The sequence below is a fragment of the Trinickia sp. Y13 genome (assembly GCF_029522115.1).
In the GTDB taxonomy this organism is placed as follows: Bacteria; Pseudomonadota; Gammaproteobacteria; order Burkholderiales; family Burkholderiaceae; genus Trinickia.
Map to the genome: position 1 here is coordinate 1 of NZ_JAKWFK010000010.1, position 25,469 is coordinate 25,469.

Sequence of the window (25,469 nt, forward strand, 5' to 3'; positions counted from 1 at the left end):
ACATGGATTTGCATCCACTGTTCCTTCTGGAGCATCGCCAGCCTTCGCGCAAAAAAGGCTGACTGTACTGAAAGGTGGCTCAGATTTACTTTGCGCGAAGTGGCTCAGTATTACTTTGCGCGCAACAACGCATACGAACTCGATATACCTGGACTGCGTAGCTGGCCGCTCAAGCGGTACCCGCATCTGATTTTCTATGTGACCCGCACCGATCACGTCGACGTCTGGCGGGTGATTGATGGTTCGCGCGATATCCCGGCCTGGTTGAATGACGAAGGATAAGAGCCGCTCGCTTTCGGGTGGGGATATAGACCAGGAACGCTAACGAAATACGGGTTGCCAGTGTCTATTGCCGTCTCGCTATGGCTCTCGCGACGCGACCGTATTTCTGACGGTATACGCGTGATTTTTCGCGGCTCCGCCTATGTGGCACGAGCGTTTCCCACCAGGCTCAACATAATTGCGCGCTACACCGAAAGGATTCTGTCGTCGGCACCCATGGGGCGCCCTTAACGGGTTAACCAGCGGGAGTTTCGAGTTTAATCGCGTGCCTGTTAGCGTCGACTTACTCGGCGATCCGCTGCCGGAACCACTCCGCCAGAGAAGCTTCGTCAAGCTCGCCAGCAGCAACCATTTCCATGGTCCCAACGGCATCGGCCGGATCGAACTTCAGCCGATAGCCGTTGTCTGCCAGGAAAAGGCGCGCAACCACCCAGGCGGTTCTTTTATTGCCGTCCGCAAAGCCATGATTCCGCGCTGACCCATAAGCATACGCGGCGGCGAGCGCCGCTGCGTCGGCACCCGCATAAACAACAAGATTCTGCGGCCGTGCCAGTGCTGACTCCACTGCCCCTTTGTCGCGCACGCCATCGAGCCCCCCATGCTCGGCAAGCTGACGATCATGGACGGCATAAGTCAGATCCGCGCGCACCCATCGCCACGCTGTCATTTGGCCAGCGCCCGCAGAATATCGCGGTCATCGTGCATGATCTCTTCCGCCAGTTTCATCTGGCGTTCAAAATCCGGGTTGTACGGCGTAATCCGGTAGCCGCCTTCTGGCGCCTCGGTCAGATACACGGTATCGCCCTTCTGCACCTTGAGCCGTGCCATCGCCTCCTTGGTAAGAATGAAGCCAGCCGAAGCCCCGACCGTCGTGACCTTGAATGTAAGCATGGCGCCCTCCTCGCTATATAATCAGCATTATATATCAATCGTTCACTGACGGCGAAGGGTGGATGATGGCCCGGTTGCTTGTAGCGAGACCGCAATGTGCGCGGAACAAACTTGACTGTGCCACCATGCACTTATCATGTAACACATGGGGAGCACCGCAATGACAGAAGCTACCTTTACTTTTCGGGTCGACGAAGCCCTAAAAAACGAGTTTTCCAAAGTCGCCAAGGCCCACGACCGCACTGGCGCTCAACTCTTGCGCGACTTCATGCGGGACTACGTGAAACGGCAAGAAAAATCCGCTGACTACGACGCCTGGCTGCGCGCCAAGGTTGAGCGGTCACGAGCCTCGGCCGATGACGGCAATCTCCTACCGGCCGCCGACGTTGAGGCTAAATTCGCAGCCCGTCGAGTCAACACTCGTCGTCGGCTTGAAGCTTCGAAGTAATGGAGTTGTTTTGAGCAGATACGCTGCCCGCACTGCAGAGCTATCCATGTGTTAGACGCGGAGCCCTGGAGCGAGGCGGTCGAGCGATGGCACTCAAGTGAAGCCGACTACACGCCAGGTTGACGGCAGGAGCCAACGGCATCGGCACCGGCAATAGCGTCTGCTCATTCACAAGCATCGCGACCTGCGGCCGCCATGCCAAAACAGTTGCGTTACCAGTTGCCAAGCTTCGTGGTGCTGCTTCCGACCTCGATCACTTCGGGTTTCAGGCGGTTGAGCAGCTTTTGAGTGCAGTGGAGATACAGCATACAAAAGGGGAAGAACCGTGTACCAGGAGAAAATGTACGCCCATTGTGCTAACATGACGTACATCTGAAGGAGATTCCTTTTTATGAGCACCTCTACCCGCTCCGCCCGTCTGGGTTTGCGCGCCACGCCGCAGCAGGAAGCCGTGCTGCGCCGTGCCGCCGAGATCGCGCACAAATCCATGACCGATTTTATTCTCGACAGCGCCTGTCAGGTCGCCGAACGAACGCTGCTCGATCAACGTTTGTTCCTGGTGACTGAAAGTCAATCGCAAGCACTGCTTGACATGCTCGATCGGCCGACCCAAGACAATGCGGGCTTGAAGGAATTGTTCTCCCGAACAGCGCCTTGGGAGAGCTGATGCCGCTGTCCGCACTGCAAGCACTAAACGCCAGCCATGGCTTGGAAGGCTTCGATTGTGGCAGGCCCGGCCTGAATGACTGGCTCCTGCGCCATGCGCGGCAGGCACAAGCCAGTGGTTCGGCCAAGACTTACGTCGTTACCGAAGATCAGCGCCTAGTCGGATATTACAGCCTGGCCGTGGGGCAAATCGATACTCTGGAGGCCCCTGATCGAGTACGCAAAGGGATGGGTGCCTATCCGATCCCTGTTGTCATCCTTGCTCGGCTGGCGGTAGCAATGCAGGATCATGGGCGTGGCGTCGGGATCGGCATGCTGCAAGATGCAATCCGGCGCACAGTGGCCATCGCCGAACAAGTCGGCGTTCGCGCGATGCTGACACATCCGATCGATGAGGATGCAGCACGCTTCTATCTGCGTTTCGGGTTTGAAGCTTCGCCGGTGCGAGAACAGCAATTGCTGCTGTTGCTGAAGGACGCTCGTCGATTCCTAATGCCTGCTGTATCAAGCAAACCGAAGTAGAAATCGCCTAATCATCGCCTATCGGCGCCCCGCTTAGAGAACGACAATTATCTTGGCCGGTCGTTTCGCAGACATGCGAGCGGGCGGTACTAGTAGAAACAGATCGCCAGTGGGCAGCGAGATACGTGGACTTTGTTTTCTGCTGCCGGATAACTGTCGCAAGGTTTCTACTCGCCCATTCCTCATGTTTCTCGAGCAACAGGGGTTGATTGACTTGGCTTCAGAAATCGAACGGCGCGCGATCCTGGCCGGAAGACAATTCTCTCAGATTCGTTTTCCGCCGTAACAACGCCATAGCGGTTCCGATTCATCGCGCATTGCCTATTGATGTCTCGGTACGGACACCGCCTGTTGACGGTATTTCTGACGGTATACGAGCAACTTTTCACTACTCTGTCTATGCGGGACAAGCCTTTCCAGCCAGGCTAAACAAATTGGCGTATGTCGAAAGGATGTTGTCGGCGGCGGCTCCGACGAATCGCATGCAATTGTTGAACCTAACCGCGCCGCGGAGCTAACCATTTGCTTCGTGGCCCAAGCAAGCCACAGCAAATGGATGAACGCTTCCTCCCTGCGCAGGCGCTCAAAGTCGATAACCGACGTTGCCTTCATGCACCGCAGGAATCCGCGCGCGTCGAACTGCCTCGGGCTTGGGTAGCGGAAGCGCAATGAATTCGGACTCCTACGTCCAGTTCGGCGATATCCCAGCCTGGTTGAGGGACGAAGGATAAGAGCCGCTCGCTTTCGGGTAGGGATATAGACAGGAATGCTAACGACGCACGGGCTGTCAGTGTCTTCCCTACTTCGTGGCACGGCAAGTCGGCACGATTTTCAACAACGCCGGCCAGCGTCGAATCCAGCCGCTCTCGTGTGACGCCTCGGCAACGATCGATATCCGTGCGCATCTTGCACCGGTGGCCTCGAGAAAGCGCTGCGCCACCGACGGCGGAACGACATGGTCCTTGGCTCCGCTGAAGTGCACTTGTGCAATATCGGCAACGCGGCTCGCGAAATCGATCGCGTCTTTCGACTCGGGCATCGGCGAGACATGGTGCAGCCGATTGACGAATTCGTCGTCGAGATTGCCGGCCACGGTGCGGATGGAAGCGACATCCGCGCGGCGTGCCGCGATCAATACCGCGACGGCGCCCCCTCCCGAATAACCGATCAGCTCGACAGGCTGCCCGGGTGTAAGCGCGGCAAAATGGCTGACAGCGTCGTTCATCGACTCGATCACTTCGGCCCCGAATCGCTTGCCGGTCCAATAGGGAATGCCGCATCGCGGATTCCTCGCCATCGGTGTGAACTGGCAAGGCCGCGCCAAATAGACGACGTTCGGCGCGCTGTCCTGTGCGGCGAGCGCGAGCCCGATAGCCTCACGCGGCGTGGGATCGAGCGAAGGTTCGGTGCGCGACAGCCAGGCGAGCCCATCGCCCTCGATGTACACGCGCAGCGGCTCGCGGGGCGCCGAGATACGCACAAAAGCCGTCAGCACGAAGCGGCCGGAATCGACGAGTTGCCGCTGCAGATGCGCCCCCCCGGCCAAGGCGTCGGCATGGGCGTCGCGATCGAGCGCGGTGCATCCTGACAGCGGACCCAAGACTGACAGCGCGATGACGATCATCGCCACGCAAGACTGTGCGCGCCCCCACGGACGGTCGCACCACCGGCCCCTCCCGCCCACGACGCTCATTGCGCTCCGAACCGTGCCAGTTCGGCCGCCATTCGGGAAACGACGCCGCTCCAGTCCGCACGCACCTCCTGACGAAACAATCGCATCCGCGGATACCACGGTGTATCGGTCCGCTCGAGCAACCAGCGCCAGTCCGGGACTTTCGGCAACATGACCCAAACGGGTCGGCCCAATGCGCCCGCGAGGTGAACGGGGGAAGAGTCCACTGAAATCAACAGATCGGCGACGCAGAGAATCGCCGCCGTATCTTCGAAATCTTGGATCTCATCGGACAGCGACAGCAGCGACATCCCCTTGGGCGGCAAAGCGGCCTGCGTTGCGGCGGGGCCCTTCTGAATCGACACGAAGCTCACGCCCGTTCGCGCGAGCGGCGCGAGCTGCGCGAGGCTCAGCGAGCGATTGGCGTCGTTGGGGTGCGTGGGCCGTCCTGCCCACACCAGCGCCACGAGCGGGCGCGGCAAACCGGCCAGACGCTGCCGCCAGCGCTCGACGCGCTGCGGGTCCGGATGCAGATAAGGCGTCGGCCCGGGCAAGTCGTCGAGACTCAGCCTCAAAGCCATCGGCAGGCTCATCATCTCGCAGTGCATGTCGAATGCGGGCGGTAAGCTCCCTCGTTCGACGATCTCGTCGAACCCCGTGGCACGCCGGACGAGCGACAGCGATTCCGCGTTGATTTCAAGGACGACCCGCGCACCGCTCTTCTCCTTGGCCCACGGCACGAAGCGGATGAACTGGAAGGTGTCGCCATAGCCCTGCTCGTCGTGGATCAGCAGCGTCTGGCCGGGCATGGCGCGGCCATCCCAGCGCGGACGTTGGACCTTGCGTTCGATGTGCGCCGTGTGCGCGAGGCTGTAGCGGTAGTGGTACTCCCGCCAGCCCCGCTCGAACTCGCCCGAGAGCAGCAAGGTTTCGGCGAGATCGAAGCGCGTCGGGAAATCGCCAGGCGCGTGCGCCACCAGCATTTCTTGGATCGCGCGCGTCTCGGCGATGCGTCCTTGCGACCGGAGCGCGGCCGCGAGCCATTTCCAGAGCGAAAGCGGTCCGTGCCCCGAGGACAGATACGGCCGCAGGACCGCCTCGGCTTCCTCATAGCGCCCCGACGCCAGCAACGGACGAATCTGAAGCTCGATCGCGTGCAGATCGAGTGCGGCGCCCGGCATCACGAAGCCTCGACGCCCAGCGCTGCGAGCAAGGGGCCGAGATAGCGCGCGTAGGCATGCCAGCGGCCTTTCGAGGTCGCATAGATCGGTTGGCGCACCTGGTTCACGCTCGCCGTGCGGACCACTCGGCGGTTGCGGTGGAAGTCTAGGCAGGCATCGTCCCACGGCAGTCCCAGCCAGGCGATCAACCGCCGTGCTTCGCCTTCGAGGTCGTCGACCACGGCCTCGTAGTGAGTTTCGATGAAAACGTCGCTAGGCAGCAGCTCGCGCCAATGCGCCATCAAGCGTTCGTACTGGCGGTAAAAATCCGCGAGCTCGGTCTGGTCGTACGCAAACGGTTGTTGTCCAGCGAACAACTTCGTGTAGCAGGACAAGCAGGTGTCGACCGGGTCGCGCCGAACATGGATGATCCGAGCGCCCGGCAGGATCAGCGGAATCGCGCCCGCATACAGGAAGTTGCCGGGCATTTTGTCGACGACGTGCGCTCGTCCCCCGGCAAGGGGCGCCACACGGGCCAGATACGCTTGCCCGCACTGACGCAATCGCGCTTGGGGGTCGGTCTGGCCGTCGAGGGCGAGGATGCCGTCAGGAAAGCCGCCGACGTCGTCGATCGCAAGACGCAACGCAGACAGTTCGCCCGCGCCCGTCACCTGCGGGTGCGATGAGAGGATTTGCTCGATCAGCGTGGTGCCGGAGCGCGGCATGCCGACCACGAAGACGGGCATTGTCGACGGCATGCCAAGGCCCGCGAGCCGGCCATATCGTTCCCGCGTGAAAACCGCGGCGATACGCTCCATCCAGCGTTCGGTCTGCCCGCTGTCATAGTCGAACGAAGCGCGCTTCTGGCGGTTGCCGGCCGCGAGGTGGCCGAACGCCCGCTCAGGATCGTTGATGTCGAGGTAGGCCTTGCCAAGCGCGAAATGCGCCGCGACGCGATCGACTAGCGAGCGTCGCTCGCCTTGCGCGACACATGACTCGAGCGCCTCGATGTCGGGATCGCCCGCACTGAACGTGCGCAATTCCGCACGTGCCGCGAGCGCCTGGGCGGACCCCGGAAAACGCGCCAGCGCCTGCTCGAAAGCCAACAGCGCTTCATCCTTGCGCCCCGCTTCCATCAAGAGCGTGGCGCGTCCGACGAGCGCCCCTTCCGCCACCGTGCCGGGCAATTGCGCGGCTTGCTCGTAGGCACGATGCGCTTCGTCGGTTATGCCGAGATCCTGCAACACCAGCGCCAGCGCGTAATGGGCCTCTGCGCTGCGCGGCGCGAGCGCCACGGCATGCCGCGCGATGGCGAGCGCCTCTTCGATGTGCGCAATCTGCCTGAGCGCCTTCGCGCGCGCCGTCAGCGCAGCCGGATGGTCGGGGGCGAAAGTGCTCAGCATGTCGAGCGCCCGCAACGCCGCGTCGTGACGTTGCCGGGAGATCTCGAGATCGGCGAGGTTCAGGTACGCGTCGACGAGGCGAGGATTCAGATCGATCGCCTGCCGCGCATGCTGCTCGGCTTCGTCATAGCCGCCCTGCGTCGAGAGCAGGAAGGCGAGATTGCTGTGCGCTTCGGCGTAGGACGGGTTGAGCGAGAGCGCCTGACGATAGCACGCCTCGGCCCGGTCCATCTGCCCCAGTCGCCGCCACGTATTGCCGAGATTGTTTTGTGCTTCAGGCCATGCAGGGTTGAGCGCAACGACCTTCTCGAGGCATGTGCGGCTTTGCTCCAGCTGACCGGCTTCTTGAAGCAGGATGCCGAGGTTGTTCCATCCGGAGACGAGCGTCGGATCCATCGCAACGGCGCGTTGCGCGGCTTCGACGCCTTCCGGCAGCAGTCCCTTCTGGCGATACATTTCCGCGAGATTGCTCGAATACACGGCCGGCGCGCGAGGGGCAAGACAAGCCTGCTTTAGATGAACGATCGCCAGATCCAAGTTGCCGTAGGCGTGTGCCATCAACCCAAGCAAATGGAGCGCGTCCGGCTGTCCGGGCCAAGCGGCGAGCACCCGCTGGGCCAGCATTTCAGCCTGTTCGGCCTGACCGGCATTCCAGTGCGCATAGGCCCGCGTAAGCGCGTCCTGAATACTGATGTTCTCGGGAGGGGCGGCGCTGGGCATGCTTGAAAAGTCGGGATCGTGGAAAGGAGGAAAATCGATGCTTTGCGATCGTAGCACGCGCGCGCACGAGCTAGACGCTTCTGGGCGCTAGCTGACCGACGCCGCGTTTCGGGTACAGCGGCCCGCGAGCGCGAGCCGTGTGAGGACCGGCGACGGCACCGGCCTCACTGCCCGTGGTCGACAGTCAAAACAGCTGCCGCAATCGCAAACTACCGGCCTGAGAAAGGTAGCCTTGCCCGATCTGAACGTCATAGCGCGCGGTCACGCTCAGGTTCCGCGCTTTGAGCAGCGTCACGCCGGCGGTTACCAGGGCCGAGTTCGTGACGGGGCTGGTGCCCAGGGAGGTGAAACTGGTTTGGCCGCTAGGGTCGGCGGCGAAAGTGGCGTTGGTCAGCGCGCGCGTGTTGTCGTACTCGTGGCGCCATGCGACGGTCAACTCGGGCACGAGCACACCATACGAGGTCGGCAGCTCGCGTTCGATTTTCGCGCCAAGGTCGGTGGTCACCGAGGTCAAGTGCGAGGAGCCGACCGACAGCGCCGCCCCGTTGCCTCCCGATTCCGTGTAGGCGTTTTGATGCAAGTAGCTATACGTGAGCGTCGCGAGCGGCGTGACGGTCGCGACGCCGAAGGCGAGCGGATAACCCACCTCGCCGCGCGCGACATACTGCTGCCCGCTGAAGCTGCCGTTGGCTTGCCCGGAGAAACCGGGGAAGTTGACCAACCGATTCGTGTCGTAGCGCTGGACGATCGCGCCGGCGGACAGATTGGCATACCACCTGCCCGTCACGTAGCTGCCGTAGCCGATCAGGCCGTACGAATTGATGCGCGTGTTGTCCCCGGCGGTATCGCCCGTGTTGTTAACAGCAGTGTTGCTATAGCTGAATGCGCCGCCGACACGCCAGGTATCGGACACCGCGCGGTCGACGCCGAACAGCAGGCCGCCGTAGTTTGCGCTGTATCCGTCCACCTGATCGCGCGCGTCCTGGCTCGCATGTCCACCGAACGCCTGTCCCCAGGCGCCCCAAGTCGGCGCCGCTTCTCCGGTCGAGATGCCGCTGCCTTCCCGTTGCGCCAGGCGCAGACCGTTGGCATGGCTCGAAATGATATTGAGCGTATCGAAGGTCGGGGCGGCCGCCGCGCGGCTCGAGGCGCTCTGCGACGTCGGACTGAGCTGCTTGCCCGCGGCATTGAGCGCTTGGGTCGAGCCGCCGGCATTGAGGGCGAGCGAGGCGTTGAACAGATTGAGGAGCGCCGGACTGATGCCCGTGTAGTTCGCCAGCCCCGTGAGCGATGACACGGCATTGGGCGCAGTGGCGCCCGTCGGGGCCGGCGTCGGTGTTCCCGTTCCCGTTCCCGTCCCGGTGCCAGTGCCGGTTCCCGTACCGGTTCCTGTGCCTGTCCCCGTCCCGGTGGCGTTGGCGAGCGTCAGGACCAGATCGCTGTTCGCCCCGTTGGCCACCGCGGCGCCAGTGACCACAAGCCCGGTGACCCCGGCGACCGAATAGCGCAGCGTCCCTTCGTTGTAGTTCGTACCCGTCCCGACGGCGTCGACGACGACGAAGCGCTGGCCGGCGGCGAATCCGTAGGCGTTGACCTTTTGCAGCGTCACAGCCGAGCCGCTCGCAATATTGGCGGTGCCTGAAACGACCAGTCGACCATAGCCGCCGTCGCTTGCGATCGTACCGCCCGCGACGGCGCTATCCGCGACGCCGACCAACAGCGTGGCCGACGCCCCTTGCGTGTAATTGCCGGTGATCGCGATGGGATTGTTGACCTGGAGCGTGGCGCCGGTGTTGTTGACGGCGTGACTGCCCACGTTGGCGTTGTCGTTGAGCAATACGTTGCCGGAGCCGAATACGACGTTGGACGCAGTATTGACGATGGTGCCGATATTCGCGGCGGCGATGCCGCCGCTCAGCCCCGTCAACGTGCCGAATGCCGCGCCGGCGCCGCCGCTGATGTTCAGATTGGTCGAGCCCGTGTTGCGGATGGTGCCGGCGATCAGGCCGCTGTTGCTGATCTGGCTGATGGTGCTGGTGCTATCGATATTGATCGCGTTGAGCAGACCCGTAATCGTGCCGCTGTTGATTACCGAGCCGATGGTTGCGCCGGCCAGCGCAAAGATACCGGTGTACGGCCCGCTCGGAAAACCGGTGACGGTTTGGGTCGTCGCGCCGCTGATCAGGCCGGAGTTGTTGATGGTCCCGATCGTGCCCGACTGCGCCACGACGCCGGAAAAGGTGCCGATGATCGTGCCGGTATTGGTCAGCGTCCCGAGGTTGGCGCCGCTGCGGATGAGCACACCTATTTCGTTGGTGATCAGGCCACTGTTGTTCAGCGTTCCGATCACACCTGAATTTTCGCCAAGTACGCCGTAGCCGACGATGGTTCCCGCGTACGTCGAGCCTTTGATCGTGCCGCTATTGAGAATCGTGCCGATGCTGCCGGCGTTGTTGTCGATGCCGAATATGCTGCCGCTCACCGTGCCGCTACCGGCGAGCAGTCCCATGTTGTTGACGATGCCGATGGTTCCGCTATTGAGGATGCCCCTTCCCGCGCCTGTAATCGTCCCGGTTGCCGTATTGGTGAGCGTTCCGATGGTGCCGGTGTTGTTGATGCCGGCCGCGATGGTGCCCGCGATGCCGGAGGTGCTCACAAGACCGCTATTGTCGAACGTGTCGATCGAGCCGCTATTCCTGATACCCGAACTGCCGCCGACAAAGGTACCGGAATTGTTGTTGGTCACCAAGCCGATGGTGGCTGAACCGACCATTCCGTACGTGATGCCCGCGATGGTGCCGCTGTTGGTGAGCGTGCCCAACGAGGAGCCGGTCGCCAGGAAAGCGGTCGCCGTGTTGAAGTTCGAGAGAACGATACCGGGGGCGATCGTACAGTTGCCCGAGGACCAGCCTACTTCCGTGGTGTTCGAGCTGATCGTACCGTTGATTCCACAATCGGCTTTTGCAACTATCGGCACCACACTGGCGAGCACGCCGGCAAGCGCGGCGGCGATCGCATGTTGTCTCGACGGTACGTTGTTACGGTTCATGAGCGCCCCGATGGATATGTCTCGGACGCAATTATGTAAGAACCGGGGCGACTTGCAAAATATTATTCAGGGGAATCGCGATATTTCGGCATGTGACCTTTTTTGCGTCACGCTCACCCATGCACATCCTTCGAAGTTCTCCATTTCGAACGAGCTTGCCGGTGACTTTCATTTTAATTACACACAAGTCCACTCTATGTCCCTCAACCCTCGCCAGCTGCGGGCCGCAAGCACGTTTGCTCCGCCCTCCACTCACCCTCGCAATGGGTCGCCCTTGGCCTTGTCAATACGTACTATGCGCATTGACTCGAAAATATCTTGGCGCCTGCCCCCCCGGGATCCACCGAGTGTCTTTTGAACAGGAAAACACCCATTGACAGTGACGCCTTATTCGATTCGATTAATAGAATTTAAATGAGCGTCTGAAGAGCGGCGCTGTTCGAATGCGCGTGAGTCATCTTGGGATCGCTTTCCGTTTTCCGTTCTATCGCTCAAGGCTGCGCATGCCCCGCCAATGGATGGGCCGTCGCGTCGACGATTTCCTCGAACCCTTCTAGCACCAGGCTCGACTCCCGTGGAACACCCAGCATGTTGAACGAATAGAGTTGCGGGTAGCGGTCCCGTGCCTCGCCCCGAAAATTCCCCGGATTGAATAGCGGGCTGATGTGCCAGCACAGCCGGTAGCGTTGCGCCCACAAATATTCGATCAGCGCAGGGGAGTTGGCGACCCGATCGTTTTCAACGAACAACAGAGGACGGTGCGTCGCGATCACGCCTCGGGCGCCTTGCAACACTTGCAACTCGAACCCTTCGACGTCGACCTTCAACAAGTGAACGGCTCGCCCCTGCATCATCTCGTCGAGTCGCACGCACGGCACCCGAATACCATCGTTCAACGGTTCCGTGCGCGCCGACACCGCCCCGAAATTACCTGAGCGCCGGTAGTCGGGCGACGCGAACCAGACCGTTCCGGCATCCGCTGCGCACGCGAACGGCCACGCGGTCACATTGTCCACGGCGTTCAGTGCGAGGTTCGCGCACAGGTTCTGAAACACGAACGGCTGCGGCTCGAAGGCGATCACGTCGGCGCCAACGGCCTTGGCCGCTTTCGCCAGCGGCACCGTCTGGCTGCCGATATTGGCGCCTACTTCGACGATGGCGCCCGGGCCATTGACACATTGCAACAGCAACTGCGTTTCGGCCTCAGCGTACTCGCCATAGTGGATCAACGCTTGCCCGACATATTCGTCGAAGCGATTGGCAAGCATGGTTCCGTGTCGGGTGTCGACTAGAACGTAGGGATCTGCGGCGTGTGGCATGGGACTAGCGGCTCACCTTGATGGACTGACGCGTCGGGATCGGGCGCGGTCATGCATAGTCTATCCGGGGGCCGACATAATGCGCCGCCACCACACTCAACCGGTGTGGATGCAGCGTGCTGCTTTCCGCATGCGTAGAAAAATCCAACGCGCGTCACGCTCTTCATCGCCCCGCTCCCCCCTCGAACAATTCGACGTGCTCGTCGAATACGCGCTGTTGACGCAGCAGCGCGTCGTCGAGGTGCGCAAGCAGAGCACGTTCCGCCGCATCCGGATCGTGCGCGACTAGCGCGTCGAGCACGCGCTGGTGCTGCGCGAGCGTCATCGCTCCCTCTTCCGGCTCGCGCGCAGTCACGTAGCGCACCCGATCGATAGGCGCCCTGACCAAGTCGATCAATTGCAGGATCTTAGGCAGCCGAGCCGCCGCGCCCACTGCCGCATGAAATCGGTTGTCCTGCCGGATCGCTTCCACTGGATCGTTCCGCCCGATCGCACGCCGGTGCGCTTCCTGAATGTCGTGCAAGGTATCGAGTTCGCGCGCGGTGATCAGTTCGGCCGCGCGGCGAATGCTCGCGCTTTCGAGTACACGCCGTATCAACGCGCCTTCGATGAACTGCTCTCGCAGCACCGGCGCGACGAAGGTGCCGGACTGAGCCGCGATCGCGACGAGTTCTTCGCGGGCGAGCCGCTGAAGCGCCTCGCGCACCGGCGTGCGCGAAATGCCCAGCGTTTCGCTCAACGCGCGCTCGAAGATCACGTCCGACGGCAAAACGGCCATGGTGATGATCGCCTCACGCAGCAGATCGTAAATCTGCGTGGACAGCGGCTGCGCGCGGTCCAGCGACGTGGCGCGCGGCAGCACACGGGTGATGAATTGCTGGGGATCGTTACGGTCGGTTTTCATGAGCCATGGGCAGGGCGCGCCCCAATCAAACAATCATTCTACGGGCCGGCGGCCGCGCGACTCATGCATGGGTCGTTCCGACGCAACCAGTGGGAGACGTACCTCGTCGAGCGACATGAAGAAATTCCACCGATCATGCCGTTCAACTAGTATATTAGTCAACCGAGGCGTTGCCATCGACTCGGCCCGACCTCCTCGTCCCCCTGCGCCCCTTGAGCTTGGCAGGCATCGCCGCGTTGCGCGTGGACGTTCCAATCAGATCAAAAGGAGACAGCAAGTGCGTTCGTACCTCGCTTCTGCAGTGCTCGGATTTTGTCTCGTTGCCAACGGCGCGGCGCAGGCGCAAACCGCAGCCGCCGGCAGCACCGCGGCGATGAAGGTCGCGCTTTCCAACAATTACGCCGGCAACAGCTGGCGCCAGACCATGCTCAAAAGCTGGGCTGAAGTGGCGGACCCCGCCGTCAAGGCCGGCATCGTTGCGGCGGCGCCCACTTTCACGACGGCGGAGAATCAGGCCACCGAGCAGGCGCAACAAATTCAGAATCTCATCTTGCAGGGCTACAAAGCCATCGCCATCGACGCCGCCTCGCCCACCGCGCTCAACGGCGTGATCAAGCAGGCATGCGCGGCGGGCGTGACCGTGGTCACGTTCGACGGCATCGCAACGGAACCCTGTGCGTATCGCATCGCCGTCGATTTCCATCAACTCGGCGCCATGCAGATCGACTACATGGCCAAACGCCTGAACGGCAAAGGCAATCTCCTCGAAATCCGCGGTCTGGCCGGCGTATCGGTCGACGACGAGATTCACCGCGGCATCGCCGACGAAATCAAGAAGTATCCGGGCTTGAAAATCGTCGGTTCCGTGCACGGCGACTGGACGCAAACGGTCGCGCAAAAGCAGGTGGCCGGCATCTTGCCGACGCTGCCCAAGATCGACGGCGTCGTCGCCCAAGGAGGCGATGGCTACGGCGCGGCCAACGCGATCAAGGAAGCCGGGCGCCCTACGCCGATCATCATTCTCGGCAACCGCCAGGAAGAGCTCGCTTGGTGGGCGCAGCAGCGTAAGAACGGTGGGTACGAGACGCTCTCCGTGACCATCCCGCCCGGCTGCTCCACTTTTGCGTTCTGGGTCACGCAGCAGTTGCTCGCGGGCAAAAAACTCCCGCACGATATCCGTATGCCGCTCATGGCCGTCACGGCGGACGAACTCGACGCCGTTCTTGCGAAGACGCCTCCGGGCGGTATCGCCAACAAGCTGTATAGCCGCGACGAGGTGACGAAGATCGTCGACGCCAAATAGGCGCTCGTCGCCATGGACCCGGGACGAACGACACGCAGGAGGACGAATTGATCGACGCGCATGCTCCCGCGCCGCCGCGGTCGAACGGCGCACCGCCGGCGCTGATCTCGCTCGAGCGAATCGGCAAAACCTTCGGCCGCGTGCAAGCGCTGGCGGACATCCGCTTCGAATTTCGCTCTGGCGAATGCGTCGGCATCGCCGGCCACAACGGTGCGGGCAAATCGACGCTGATGGCCGTGCTCACGGGTGTGTTTCGGCCCGACGAAGGGACCATGGCGATAGAGGGCCGTCAAGTCTCGGGCTACGACCCCAATGCGGCTCGCGCCGCCGGTGTGCGCTGCGTGTTTCAAGAGCTATCGCTGTGCGCGAACCTGAGCGTGGCCGAGAACATGCCGATCCTGCATCCGGAACTTCGCGGGCACGATTGGCGGCGCCGCGCCACGCGCCTCATGCTCGAGCAGCTCGATGCGATCTTTCCGGGGCATGGCATGAAGGGGCACGAACTGATCGCAGACCTCACGCTGACCCAGCGGCAAATGGTGGAGATCGCGCGCGCGTTCACGGTAGTCAGCGATCCCGTGAAGCTCGTGATCCTCGACGAGCCCACTTCGAGTCTCGACGCGCATACCGCCGCACAGTTGCTCGCTTTCATCGGAAAGGCCGGTGAGCGCGGCATTGCGACGATCCTCATCAGCCACATGCTCGGCGAGATCGTGCACGCGGCGCATCGCGTACTGGTGATGCGCGATGGCCGTGTGGCGGCAGTCCTGCCGCGTGAGGCGATTACGCACGATGCGATCGTGGCCGCGATGGGCCAGGATCTCGATGCCGACGCCGTACCAGCGACGCGCGGCGAGACCAGCCGCGGCAATACCCACGCGGCGCCCGCCTACCACTGGATGATCGGGGCCGGCGCGAGGACGCGAATCGATGCGCTGCGCGGCGAAATCCTCGGCTTCGCGGGGCTTGCGGGCCAAGGACAGAGCGAAGCCTTGCTGACGATCTACGAAGCGGCCACGAAGGGACGCGAACGCGTGGCGTTCGTGGCGGGCGACCGCTCGCGCGACGGCGTGTTTCCGCTATGGTCGATCGCGCAGAACCTAGACGTACGGTGGCTGCTCGACGCTCGCCGCAACGCTGAGTCAAACGCGAGGCCGCTCGCCCTTCTGCCACGCTTGATCGATCGCCGCGCGGCCCGCGCGCTCGCCACCGCGTGGACGGAGCGCATCGGCATACGCGGCGCGCCTTCCGGTGCGGGCATTCTCTCGCTGTCGGGCGGCAATCAGCAGAAGGTGCTGTTCGCACGCGCTCTGGCGTCCGACGCTCAACTGATCCTGATGGACGACCCCACACGCGGCGTCGACATCGGCACGAAGCGCGAGTTGTACAAGCTCATTCGCGAAGAAGCGGAGCGCGGCCGCACGTTCATCTGGTACACGACAGAGAACGATGAATTCGCTCACTGCGGCCGAACCTATGTTTTCCGTGCGGGTCGCGTGACGCGGCTGCTGCATGCACACGAATGCAACGAGCAGTCGCTGCTGGCGGCGAGCTTCACTGACTTCGAGGGGGTTCCGATTTGAACTGGACGCTAGACCGCGCGACGCTGCGCGCGCTGCTGCCCGCGTTTTCCCTCGTCGCGGTGCTGGTGCCGATCTTCTTCCTGCAGCCCGCCACCTTCAGCTATTTCGGCCTTGGCCTGCTGCTCAATCTTGCGGTGCCGCTCGTGCTCGCGACGCTCGCGCAACTGGCGATCATCACCGCGAACGATCTCGATCTGTCGATCGGGCCTTTCGTGAGTTTGGTCGCCTGCATCGGCGCGACGCTGCTGGCCGACCGGCCGCTCGTCGGCCTCGCGGCGCTCGCCGGTTGCGTGCTTCTCTATGCGGCCGTGGGCGCCCTCGTCGAATTCCGGCAGATTCCCTCCATCGTCGTGACGCTCGGTCTCTCGTTCGTCTGGAACGGGCTTGCCGTGTTGCTGCTGCCCACGCCGGGCGGCACGAGCCCCGCGTGGCTCACTTCGGTCATGGGCTATCAAACGCCTTTCGTCGCCGCGCCGATCCTCTGGTCGACGCTGATCGCCGTGCTCGTGCATCTGCTGCTGATGCGCTCTTCGTTCGGCGTGCGGCTGCGCGGCACCGGCGGCAACCCGCGCGCGATGCGGCGTTTCGGCTGGTCGCTCGTACGCGGCAAGGCGCTGCTGTACGGCATCGCGGCGATCTTCGGCGTGCTCTCGGGGCTCTGCCTGCTTGGCCTGACCACGTCCGCGGATGCCAATCTCGCCCTACGCTACACGTTACTTTCGATCGCCGCCGTCATACTGGGGGGAGGCGAATTCATCGGCGGACGCGTTTCGGTGATAGGCGCCGTATTGGGCGCGACGACGCTCACGCTCGCAGCCTCGTTTCTCGCTTTTCTGAACGTGTCGCCCGATTGGCAAGTCGGCATGCAAGGCGCGATCCTGATCGTCGTGCTTTCGCTGCGCGTGCTGCTGCAACGACGCGGAGATCAATCATGAGCGGCAACGATTCCGGGGCCCGCACGCCGGCCAGCGTGCCAGCAACGGGCGGCGGGTCCGCCAAGCCTGCTCTGGTGTTCGACTTCTTGGCGCGGCTGCGCTCGTTGGAAGCGCCCTGGCTCTGGTCGTTCGCGGGCGCGCTCCTCGTTTGGTTCGTCATCGCCGGCGTTTTCGGCTTCTCGATTGCGGGCAACGTCGTCGTCACCGCGCTAGTGTTTGCCGTTTTCATGGTGCTCGTGGGCCTCGGTCAGATGATCGTCATCACGGCCGGTCCAGGCAATATCGATTTGTCGATGCCTTCCGCGATCGCCCTCAGCGGCGTATTGGGCGTGCAGTTGATGAAGGGCCGCGACGATTTGATTCTGCTCGGCATAGCGGTCGCGCTCGCCGTGGGTGTGCTCGTGGGCCTGGCGAACTATCTGCTGATCCGCGTCCTGCGCATTCCGCCCATCATCGCCACACTCTCGTCGAGCTTCATCGTGCAGTCGGTCGCGATCACGCAGAGCCGCGGCATGCCTGCGCCGCCCCAGGCACTGCAAGCATTCGCGAATGCACGGCTCATCGGCGTGCCCGATATCGCTTGGCTGGCGCTGGCGTTGTCGATCGCGCTTGCCTTCGCCCTCCATCGGACGGTGTTCGGCCGCGGTCTTTCAGCGCTCGGCCAAAACGCCCGGGCCGCTTGGCTGGCCGGTGTGCGGGTCGAACGCGTGCGCTGGGTGACCTATGTGCTCGCAGCCATCATCGCCGCGTTGACCGGGCTTCTGCTGGCGGCCGTGTCGGGCGGCGCCGCGCTCGACATGGGCGTGGAATACATGCTGATCTCAGTGGCGGTCGTCGTGATCGGCGGCACCGAAGTCGCGGGAGGCAAAGGCACCGTGGCGGGCGTCTGGGGCGCGTCGCTGTTCCTCTATCTCACCAATGCCATGCTCAACGCGTTGGGAGCCGGCGCCGGCGTACGTTCGATCGTGTACGGCGTGCTCATCATCGCGGTCGTCGTCGCGAGCGGACGAAAAGTGCGCCAATGAGAAGCGCCGCGGCGCAATCGACTATCGCGACGCGATCGGAATCACTTTAGGAAAGTCGGAAAGCAAACATGAATCCCAACGAATACGAGGTCCACGACGCACGCTTTCGCAGGCTGCTTCAGCCGAACGCCCAGTTCGAAAAGCTCGCGAGCGGCTGCATGTGGGCAGAGGGGCCGGTGTGGTTTCCGGCGGCCGAATTTCTCGTGTGGAGCGACATCCCCAATAACCGCATGATGCGCTGGGTGCCAGGCATCGGCACAGGCGTGTTTCGCACGAACGCGAACTTCAGCAACGGCAACACGTTGGACCGGGAGTGCCGCCTCGTGAGCTGCGAGCACGGCACGCGCCGCGTCACACGCACCGAACACGACGGCCGCATCACGGTCATCGCGGACCGCCATGAAGGCCGCCGGTTCAATTCGCCCAATGACGTGGTCGTGCGCTCCGACAGTTCCGTCTGGTTCACCGATCCGGACTACGGCATTCTGAGCGACTATGAAGGCCATCGCGCGCCGAGCGAGATCGGCGCCTGCCATGTGTACCGCGTCGCCCCGGAAACCGGCGAGGTGCAGCGCGTGGCCGACGATTTCGCGAAGCCGAACGGCCTGGCATTCTCACCGGACGAAACGCGACTCTACGTGGCCGACTCCGGCGCATCGCACATCGAAAGCGGCCCGCACCATATCAGGGTGTTCGACGTCGACGCACAGGGTCGGTTACGCAACGGTCGCGTTTTCACCGAAGTCGCACCGGGTGTTCCGGACGGCATGCGCGTGGACGAGCACGGCAACGTGTGGACGAGCGCCGGCGACGGCATTCATTGCTATGCGCCCGACGGGACGCTGCTCGGCAAAATCCTCGTGCCCGAAGCCGTGGCGAACCTCGTGTTCGGCGGGCCACAGCGCAATCGTCTTTTCATCGCGGCGAGCACGTCCATCTACTCGATCTATGTCGGCGTGCGCGGCGCGTATGCGGGAGGCCAGCGATGAACCCGAACAACCGGCCATCTGCGCCGCAGCTTTCCAGCGCGGTGATTCTGCTCGATCCGCGCGACGACGTCGCGCTCGCGCGCGAACAACTGTTGCCCGGCGCGCCGCTCGACGCCGAGCATCGCGTTGCCGGTCTCATTCCCCCCGGCCACAAGGTCGCGCTGCGCGACATCGCGCCGGGCGCGCCGGTGCGCCGCTACGGGCAGATCATCGGCTTCGCGAGCCGCCCGATCCGGTGCGGAGAGCACGTCCATACCCACAATCTTTCGATGGGCGAGTTCGAGCGCGATTATGCCTTCGGCGTAGACGCCCACGAGACGGCGCCTGCCGCGCAGCGCGCGACGTTCGAAGGCATCCGTCGCGCGGACGGCCGCATCGCGACGCGCAACTACATCGGCATTCTGACGACGGTCAACTGTTCGGCCACGGTCGCGCGCGCGATTGCCGACCACTTTCGCCGCGACATTCATCCCGAGGCGCTCGAAGCTTTCCCGAACGTGGACGGCGTGGTTGCGCTCACGCATGGACAAGGGTGCGCGATGGCCTCCGAAGGCGAGCCGATCGCCGTGCTGCGGCGTACGCTCGCAGGCTATGCGAGGCATCCTAATTTCTTCGCGGTCCTCATCGTCGGGCTCGGCTGCGAAACGAATCAAATCGATACGCTGGTCGAGACCGAGCATCTCGAACGTAGCGCCCAACTCGCGACGATGACGATCCAACAAACCGGCGGAACGGCCCGCACGGTGGCCGCGGGCATCGAACGCGTGCGCGATCTGCTCGCGCAAGCAAACCGTGCCACGCGCGAGCCGGTGGACGCAAGCCATCTGATGGTCGGGCTGCAATGCGGCGGCTCGGACGGTTATTCGGGCATCACGGCCAACCCCGCGCTCGGTTCTGCCGTGGACCGCCTGGTGGCGCACGGAGGCACCGCGATCCTTTCCGAAACGCCCGAGATCTACGGCGCGGAGCACCTGCTGACGCGCCGCGCCGCCTCGCGTGAGGTCGGTGAAAAGCTCGTCGCGCGGCTGCGCTGGTGGGAGGACTATTGCGCGCGGATGAACGCGAACATGAACAACAACCCGTCGGCCGGCAACAAGGCGGGCGGCTTGACGACGATCCTCGAGAAGTCGCTTGGCGCGGTGGCCAAGGGCGGCACCACGCAACTCGTTCAAACGTACGAATACGCGGAGCCCGTGCGTGCGCGGGGGCTCGTGTTCATGGATACGCCCGGCTACGATCCCGTTTCCGCGACGGGTCAGGTGGCCGGCGGCGCCAACCTGATTTGCTTCACCACCGGACGCGGCTCGGCCTACGGCTGCGCGCCGGCGCCCTCGCTGAAATTCGGCACGAATAGCGCCTTATGGTCGCGTCAGCAAGAGGACATCGACCTGAACTGCGGGACCATCGCGGATGGCGAGCAGAGCGTCGATGAGGTCGGCGCGGCCATCTTCGAACTCATGCTCGCGACGGCCTCGGGGCAACGCACGAAAAGCGAAAGCCACGGCTATGGGCAGAACGAGTTCGTGCCGTGGCAGTTGGGGGCGATTATGTGAGGGCGCCGCGCCTCAACGGCGCCGCTTGGTCAGCGTAACCGTCTCGAACAGCTCATACTCACCCGTCGGCGCTTGATCGGCACCGGGCGCATGGTAATAGTTCATCGTGATCGTGGTCTTGCCGCCGTGCTCGCCCGGGTCCACATCGAACACTGCTATGCCATACCCCGTGCCGGTGTCGCGCTGCGCCGACCATACGGCGTCTTCCACCGCATCGGCCGGCGCGCGCACGAAGGTGCCTTCGGTCTTACCCGGTATCGGCCGGTTCGGCTTCGTGAAGACCTTCGCTTGCGGGTTGCCGGTGCCCGCATCGACACCGTACACATCGAGCGGCGCGCTCGTGCCGCCGCCGCCGAGAATCAGGTGAATCGTGCCGCGGCTCATGTCGAACGTATTGATGCCATGCTGTGCATGACGCACCGGCCGCGGCGTCAACGTGTCGACGCGCTCGCCGGTCGCGAGGTCGGTGCCCATGTGACGGAAGCAGCCGCACACCGGATAGCTGCGCTCGTAATCGTGGTCGTGCCCGCAGAGCACGAGATCGACGCCGTAGCGCTCGAACAGCGGCAGCCACGCCTCGCGCAGCGCTTTATCCGAGCCGTTGCCCGTCTTCGACGAACTTAACGCGTCCTGATGCATCTGCACGACGATCCAGTCGATGTCACGGTCGTCAGCGGCGCGGCGCAGCGTTTTCTCGAGCCAGCGCGTCTGCTCGCCATTGCTATAGCCGCGCACATAGAGCGAGGTGCCCGGCGGAATCGGCGCATTGCCCGTGCTCGCCGCCGGCACGAGCGGCGCCGGGCCCGCGACGAACGCAGCGCCGTCTTGATACACGATGTCGTCGGCATCGAGCGAGATGAACAGCACCGAACTCACTTGGAACGCGTACCAGCGCCCCGAAAAACGGGTGCCGTTCTCAGGTAGCGCATAGCGCGTCAGGTACGAATCGAGCCCCTGCGGGCCGTTGTGAAACTCGAGCTCGTGGTTGCCGGGACACGGCATCCACGGGCGGTTCGCAGCCGACGTTTGGTTGTTGTTGCCGAAGTCGCGCCAGACGTCGGTTTGATGGGCGGGATTCAGGTTCGCGTAGCACAGGTCGCCGTTGAGCAAATGAAACAGCGGTTGGAAGCGCTCGACGGCTTCGACCGCAAAGCGGCTTTGGGGAGACGACAACACCCATGCGGTATTCGGCGTCGCGAGATCGCCGTAGCTCGTGAAGCGAAACGGCTTGCGCCCGCGCGGCGCGGTGGTGAAGCTGGCCATGAACGGGCTGCTCGTGCGGCTGCTGTTGTCGGCCGTGACTTCGTAGCGATATGTCGTATTCGGTTTCAATTCGCGCAGGCTCGCGTGATAGGCGAACACCACGACGCCGCTCAGTCCGTCCGTGTACGTTCGTTGCACTGCATGCACCGTCTCGCTGTGGCCGCGATCCGAGCTGAAGGTGACACGCGCTCGGATAGCCGCCGCCTGCGACGCCCACGACACGACGACTTCGCTCGTAGGATCCGCGCCCCACGTCAAATGGACTTGTTCGGGGGTACCGTCGGCAACCGCGCTCGCGTCGGCCGCTTTTACAGCGGCGGTGAGCGCCCCGGCCGCACTGGCGACCCCCGATGCACCGGCCAGCTTCAAGAAGCCGCGCCGCGATACACCGGCGTTCGTTTCGGTCGAAGATGCGGCAATCGTGTTCTTCTTCGTCATATCGTCTGTGTCTCTCGAGAGTTGCTGGGGGGCCACGCGCGGGCCGCCTGGCGCCTCGATGGAAAGCGAGGCGCCAGTGCAGGCATTGGCGTGTTGGGGCGAGCTTCGAACGCTGGCAGCACGGGGGCGCTTATTGCCCGTGTCGCTCGAACGTAGCGGCCATGCGTCGCACGCATGGGATGCGGCAACGATAGCGGCGGCGAGTGAAGGTTCGATGTCAGTCAGGGGTCACAGCTTGCGGGAATGGCGGTGGCGAGCCGCTCATCCGCAGACCCAGGCTGGGCTGCGTCTACGCACCCCTCGCCCTGCTGCGCGCGTCATGGTGTGCAAGGTCGGGCGGCTTCGCGCGGCTTGTTGCACGTCTTACAAGAAGCTCGGTAACAGTTACGCATCGTTTCAATTTGAAAGATAAGCCGCCGTACGCCGAATGTATTCTTCGCATCACAAACAACAAGAGTGGGGGTGGACATGAACGGTATCCGTAAGGCCATGCTTTCGGCAGTGTGCGCATCGATGGCGCTGGCGGCGTGCGGTGGAGGCGGCGGCGGCAGCACGCCGACCGGCACCGTGAACGTGCAAATGACCGATGCGCCGTCGTGCGGCTTCGATCACGTGTATGTGACCGTGAGCCAAGTGCGCATCAACGCAAATTCCGGCGCGGGCGACAACGACGCGGGCTGGACGACGATCACCCCTGCCACGCCGCAGAAGGTCGATCTGCTCGCGCTGACGAACGGCGTCATGTCGACGCTCGGTCAAGCCACGCTACCAGCGGGTCGATATCAACAAGTGCGGCTCGTGCTGGCGCAGAATCAAGGCAACTCGCTGGCTAACTCCATCGTCGTTTCCGGGACGACCACCGAACAAGCGCTGGCGACGCCGAGCGCCACGCAAAGCGGTTTGAAGATCATCCGCCCGTTCGATGTGGCCGCGAATTCGACGGTCGACCTCGTGCTCGATTTCAACGCCTGCAAATCGGTGGTCCAGCAGGGCAACGGCTCGTACGCACTGAAACCGGTTATCACCGCCACCCCGACCAACGTCGCGGGCATGATCGACGGCTATGTCGCTCCGGCGCAAGCGGGCGCGGCGGTATACGCCGAGCAGAACGGCACGGTGATGGGCGGCACGCTCGCGGACGGCAGCGGCCATTTCCTCTTCTCGACCTTGGTCCAGAGTTCGGCCAACGGCAATTACGATATCGTGATCGCACAACCTAACGAGACGACCGGCATCATCACGTCGGTGCCCGTCGTTGTCGGGGCGACGACCCACGTGTCCACGGCGAGCCAACCGATCACGTTACCGTCATCGACGATGAACACGGTCAGCGGGACGGTGACCGCATCGGCGGACGCAAGCCTGCGCGCGCTTCAGACGGTGTCTGGTACGGCATATGAGATCGGGTCGGCGAATGCCAATCTCGACACGGGCGCCTATACGATGAGCTTGCCCATCGCAGCGCCGATGATGGGCGCCTATAGTAATACGCTGCCGATCGCGTTGACCGCGGTGGGGGCGGTGGCGGGCCAATACACGGTCGAAGCGGACGCTGCCTCCGGCGCGACGCAATCGAGCGCTGTCAACATCGCGGGCGGCAGCCAAAGCGGCGTGAATTTCTCGTTCTAACAATCGCATCGTCAACCAGGGGGCATTGGCTGCCCCCTCCTCCTCGGGGAAATCGTGAAAAGACTCATCATCGTTTTGGCTTTCGCCTCCAATGCGCTCGCGGCCTGCGCCGTGTACGTGCCGGATCAACCGGGCGTCGTGGTGCGTCCGCAGGGCGGGCCTGGCAACGGCTTTTGCCCGCCCGGGCAGGCCAAGAAGGGAAACTGCTGATCCGCAGTGACGGGAGCGGCTCGCGGCGGGGCGGACCGACGACTCCGCCGCAAGGGCTCGCCGCACTGGTGCATGCAAATGCTCGCAGTGAGTGCAGACGCTCGACGCGCGTGCATGACGAGCACTAAGTCAGGGCATACGACATGGTGGGCAGTTGCGTTCGACGCGACCCACGAAGGTGCGCGAAGCCCCATCTGCGCTCGCTGCGCCCAAAATCGGCGCAGTCACTCCCGACTTTGGTACGCTTCTTGCTTCCTGCGCCTGTTTTTTGCGCGCAACCAAACCATGAATGAGTTGAAATCGGGCGCCGATACGCTGTTTCTCCTTTTGGGCGCCACAATGGTGCTCGCGATGCATGCAGGGTTCGCATTTCTGGAACTCGGCACCGTCCGCAAGAAGAATCAAGTCAACGCACTCGTCAAAATCCTCGTCGATTTCGCCGTGTCGACGATCGCCTACTTCTTCATCGGCTACACGATCGCATACGGCGTCCAATTCTTCGGCAATGCGGCGACGCTCGCACAGCACAACGGCTATGACCTCGTGCGCTTCTTCTTTCTGCTGACGTTCGCTGCCGCGATCCCCGCGATCGTCTCGGGCGGGATCGCCGAACGCGCCAAGTTCAACCCGCAGCTGTGCGCCACATTCGTCCTCGTGGGCTTCGTCTATCCGTTCTTCGAAGGGATTGCTTGGAACGGGCGATTCGGCCTGCAAAGCTGGCTAGCCGCGACGTTCGGCGCGCAGTTCCATGATTTCGCCGGCTCCGTCGTCGTGCATGCGTTCGGCGGCTGGGTGGCACTGCCCGCGGTACTGCTGCTCGGCGCGCGGCGCGGCCGGTATCAACGCGACGGACGCATCGCGGCGCATCCGCCGTCCAATATCCCATTCCTGGCCTTGGGCGCCTGGGTGTTGGCGGTCGGCTGGTTCGGCTTCAACGTGATGAGCGCGCAAACCCTCGACAAAATCAGCGGCCTCGTCGCGGTCAATTCGCTGATGGCGATGGTGGGCGGCACGATCGCCGCTTGGCTTGCCGGGCGCAACGACCCCGGCTTCGCCTATAACGGCCCGCTGGCCGGATTAGTCGCCGTTTGCGCCGGGTCCGACATCATGCATCCGATCGGCGCGCTCATCACGGGCGTGATCGCGGGCGCCCTCTTCGTCTACATGTTCACCTGCGTGCAGAACCGGTGGCGGATCGACGACGTGCTCGGCGTCTGGCCGCTGCACGGCCTGTGCGGCGCCTGGGGCGGCATCGCCGCGGGCATCTTCGGCATGACCGCGCTCGGCGGTGCGGGGGGCGTCTCCCTGATCGCACAGATCATCGGCACGCTCGGGGCCATCGTCGTCGCCACCGCGGGTGGCGCGCTCGTCTACGGCATCCTGCGCGCAACGGTCGGCATCCGGCTCGACGACGAAGACGAGTTCGACGGCGCCGATTTGTCGATTCACAAAATCAGCGCCACGCCCGAACGCGAAACGGTGGCATAGGTTCGTTTCCGCACGCC

22 protein-coding genes are annotated in these 25,469 nt (G+C 63.4%); 13 read left to right on the top strand and 9 right to left on the bottom strand.

Annotated features, from left to right (window positions below):
* Positions 1-6: 6 nt before the first annotated feature.
* The gene (locus MMB74_RS18075) at positions 7-282 is read left to right on the top strand and encodes a hypothetical protein (protein ID WP_277430208.1); all 276 of its coding nucleotides are present in this window, start codon (positions 7-9) and stop codon (positions 280-282) included.
* Positions 283-565: 283 nt separating this feature from the next.
* Here the strand turns inward: MMB74_RS18075 and MMB74_RS18080 are convergent, their stop codons facing one another.
* Entirely contained in the window at positions 566-949 is a 384-nt protein-coding gene (locus tag MMB74_RS18080; RefSeq protein ID WP_277430041.1) for a type II toxin-antitoxin system death-on-curing family toxin, read from the bottom strand.
* On the bottom strand, positions 946-1,173 hold the full coding sequence (locus MMB74_RS18085) for a transcriptional regulator (RefSeq protein WP_009889671.1): 228 nt from the start codon (positions 1,171-1,173) through the stop codon (positions 946-948). Before MMB74_RS18085 ends, MMB74_RS18080 begins: the two co-directional genes overlap by 4 nt.
* A gap of 160 nt (positions 1,174-1,333) precedes the next feature.
* On the opposite strand from MMB74_RS18085, the gene MMB74_RS18090 reads away from it, so the two are divergent.
* The 3 genes from MMB74_RS18090 to MMB74_RS18100 all read left to right on the top strand — a co-directional run bounded on the left by MMB74_RS18090 (position 1,334) and on the right by MMB74_RS18100 (position 2,809).
* On the top strand, positions 1,334-1,621 hold the full coding sequence (locus tag MMB74_RS18090) for a hypothetical protein (protein ID WP_277430042.1): 288 nt from the start codon (positions 1,334-1,336) through the stop codon (positions 1,619-1,621).
* Positions 1,622-2,012: 391 nt separating this feature from the next.
* The gene (locus tag MMB74_RS18095; RefSeq protein WP_277430043.1) at positions 2,013-2,288 is read left to right on the top strand and encodes a DUF1778 domain-containing protein; all 276 of its coding nucleotides are present in this window, start codon (positions 2,013-2,015) and stop codon (positions 2,286-2,288) included.
* Positions 2,288-2,809: a GNAT family N-acetyltransferase gene (locus tag MMB74_RS18100; protein ID WP_277430044.1), complete on the top strand. Its 522-nt coding sequence runs from the start codon at positions 2,288-2,290 to the stop codon at positions 2,807-2,809. Before MMB74_RS18095 ends, MMB74_RS18100 begins: the two co-directional genes overlap by 1 nt.
* A 799-nt stretch (positions 2,810-3,608) precedes the next feature.
* Here the strand turns inward: MMB74_RS18100 and MMB74_RS18105 are convergent.
* The 6 genes from MMB74_RS18105 to MMB74_RS18130 form a co-directional block, all read right to left on the bottom strand.
* Complete coding sequence (locus MMB74_RS18105) at positions 3,609-4,433, bottom strand: alpha/beta hydrolase (RefSeq protein ID WP_277430209.1); 825 nt, start codon at positions 4,431-4,433, stop codon at positions 3,609-3,611.
* A gap of 65 nt (positions 4,434-4,498) precedes the next feature.
* Positions 4,499-5,665 (bottom strand): glycosyl transferase family 8, encoded by a 1,167-nt coding sequence (locus MMB74_RS18110; RefSeq protein ID WP_346780691.1) that lies wholly within the window; start codon positions 5,663-5,665, stop codon positions 4,499-4,501.
* On the bottom strand, positions 5,662-7,764 hold the full coding sequence (locus tag MMB74_RS18115) for a tetratricopeptide repeat-containing sulfotransferase family protein (protein ID WP_277430046.1): 2,103 nt from the start codon (positions 7,762-7,764) through the stop codon (positions 5,662-5,664). The genes MMB74_RS18110 and MMB74_RS18115 overlap by 4 nt, the downstream gene beginning before the upstream one ends.
* A 184-nt stretch (positions 7,765-7,948) precedes the next feature.
* The gene (locus MMB74_RS18120) at positions 7,949-10,813 is read right to left on the bottom strand and encodes an autotransporter domain-containing protein (protein ID WP_277430047.1); all 2,865 of its coding nucleotides are present in this window, start codon (positions 10,811-10,813) and stop codon (positions 7,949-7,951) included.
* 491 nt (positions 10,814-11,304) lie between these two features.
* A complete protein-coding gene (locus tag MMB74_RS18125; RefSeq protein WP_277430048.1) occupies positions 11,305-12,081 on the bottom strand; it encodes an FkbM family methyltransferase in 777 nt (258 codons plus the stop codon).
* Between the two features lie 214 nt (positions 12,082-12,295).
* Entirely contained in the window at positions 12,296-13,036 is a 741-nt protein-coding gene (locus tag MMB74_RS18130) for a GntR family transcriptional regulator (RefSeq protein WP_277430049.1), read from the bottom strand.
* A gap of 373 nt (positions 13,037-13,409) precedes the next feature.
* On the opposite strand from MMB74_RS18130, the gene MMB74_RS18135 reads away from it, so the two are divergent.
* From MMB74_RS18135 to MMB74_RS18160, 6 genes are all read left to right on the top strand, one after another.
* Positions 13,410-14,339 carry an ABC transporter substrate-binding protein gene (locus MMB74_RS18135; RefSeq protein WP_277430210.1) on the top strand — a complete coding sequence of 310 codons (930 nt, stop codon included), beginning with the start codon at positions 13,410-13,412 and terminating at the stop codon, positions 14,337-14,339.
* A 47-nt stretch (positions 14,340-14,386) separates the two neighbouring features.
* The gene (locus MMB74_RS18140) at positions 14,387-15,922 is read left to right on the top strand and encodes a sugar ABC transporter ATP-binding protein (protein WP_277430050.1); all 1,536 of its coding nucleotides are present in this window, start codon (positions 14,387-14,389) and stop codon (positions 15,920-15,922) included.
* Entirely contained in the window at positions 15,919-16,857 is a 939-nt protein-coding gene (locus tag MMB74_RS18145) for an ABC transporter permease (RefSeq protein ID WP_277430051.1), read from the top strand. Before MMB74_RS18140 ends, MMB74_RS18145 begins: the two co-directional genes overlap by 4 nt.
* A complete protein-coding gene (locus tag MMB74_RS18150; RefSeq protein WP_277430052.1) occupies positions 16,854-17,882 on the top strand; it encodes an ABC transporter permease in 1,029 nt (342 codons plus the stop codon). Before MMB74_RS18145 ends, MMB74_RS18150 begins: the two co-directional genes overlap by 4 nt.
* A 68-nt stretch (positions 17,883-17,950) precedes the next feature.
* The gene (locus tag MMB74_RS18155; RefSeq protein ID WP_277430053.1) at positions 17,951-18,871 is read left to right on the top strand and encodes an SMP-30/gluconolactonase/LRE family protein; all 921 of its coding nucleotides are present in this window, start codon (positions 17,951-17,953) and stop codon (positions 18,869-18,871) included.
* Complete coding sequence (locus MMB74_RS18160; RefSeq protein ID WP_277430054.1) at positions 18,868-20,424, top strand: altronate dehydratase family protein; 1,557 nt, start codon at positions 18,868-18,870, stop codon at positions 20,422-20,424. Before MMB74_RS18155 ends, MMB74_RS18160 begins: the two co-directional genes overlap by 4 nt.
* A 12-nt stretch (positions 20,425-20,436) precedes the next feature.
* On the opposite strand, the gene MMB74_RS18165 is transcribed toward MMB74_RS18160, so the two are convergent.
* Positions 20,437-22,125 carry a metallophosphoesterase family protein gene (locus MMB74_RS18165; protein ID WP_277430055.1) on the bottom strand — a complete coding sequence of 563 codons (1,689 nt, stop codon included), beginning with the start codon at positions 22,123-22,125 and terminating at the stop codon, positions 20,437-20,439.
* A 468-nt stretch (positions 22,126-22,593) separates the two neighbouring features.
* Here MMB74_RS18165 and MMB74_RS18170 point away from each other — a divergent pair, with 468 nt between their 5' ends.
* From MMB74_RS18170 to MMB74_RS18180, 3 genes are all read left to right on the top strand, one after another.
* A complete protein-coding gene (locus MMB74_RS18170) occupies positions 22,594-23,754 on the top strand; it encodes a DUF4382 domain-containing protein (protein WP_277430056.1) in 1,161 nt (386 codons plus the stop codon).
* Between the two features lie 54 nt (positions 23,755-23,808).
* Positions 23,809-23,964 carry a hypothetical protein gene (locus MMB74_RS18175; RefSeq protein ID WP_277430057.1) on the top strand — a complete coding sequence of 52 codons (156 nt, stop codon included), beginning with the start codon at positions 23,809-23,811 and terminating at the stop codon, positions 23,962-23,964.
* A 285-nt stretch (positions 23,965-24,249) separates the two neighbouring features.
* Positions 24,250-25,452 (top strand): ammonium transporter, encoded by a 1,203-nt coding sequence (locus MMB74_RS18180; protein WP_277430058.1) that lies wholly within the window; start codon positions 24,250-24,252, stop codon positions 25,450-25,452.
* The last annotated feature ends 17 nt before the right edge of the window (positions 25,453-25,469 follow it).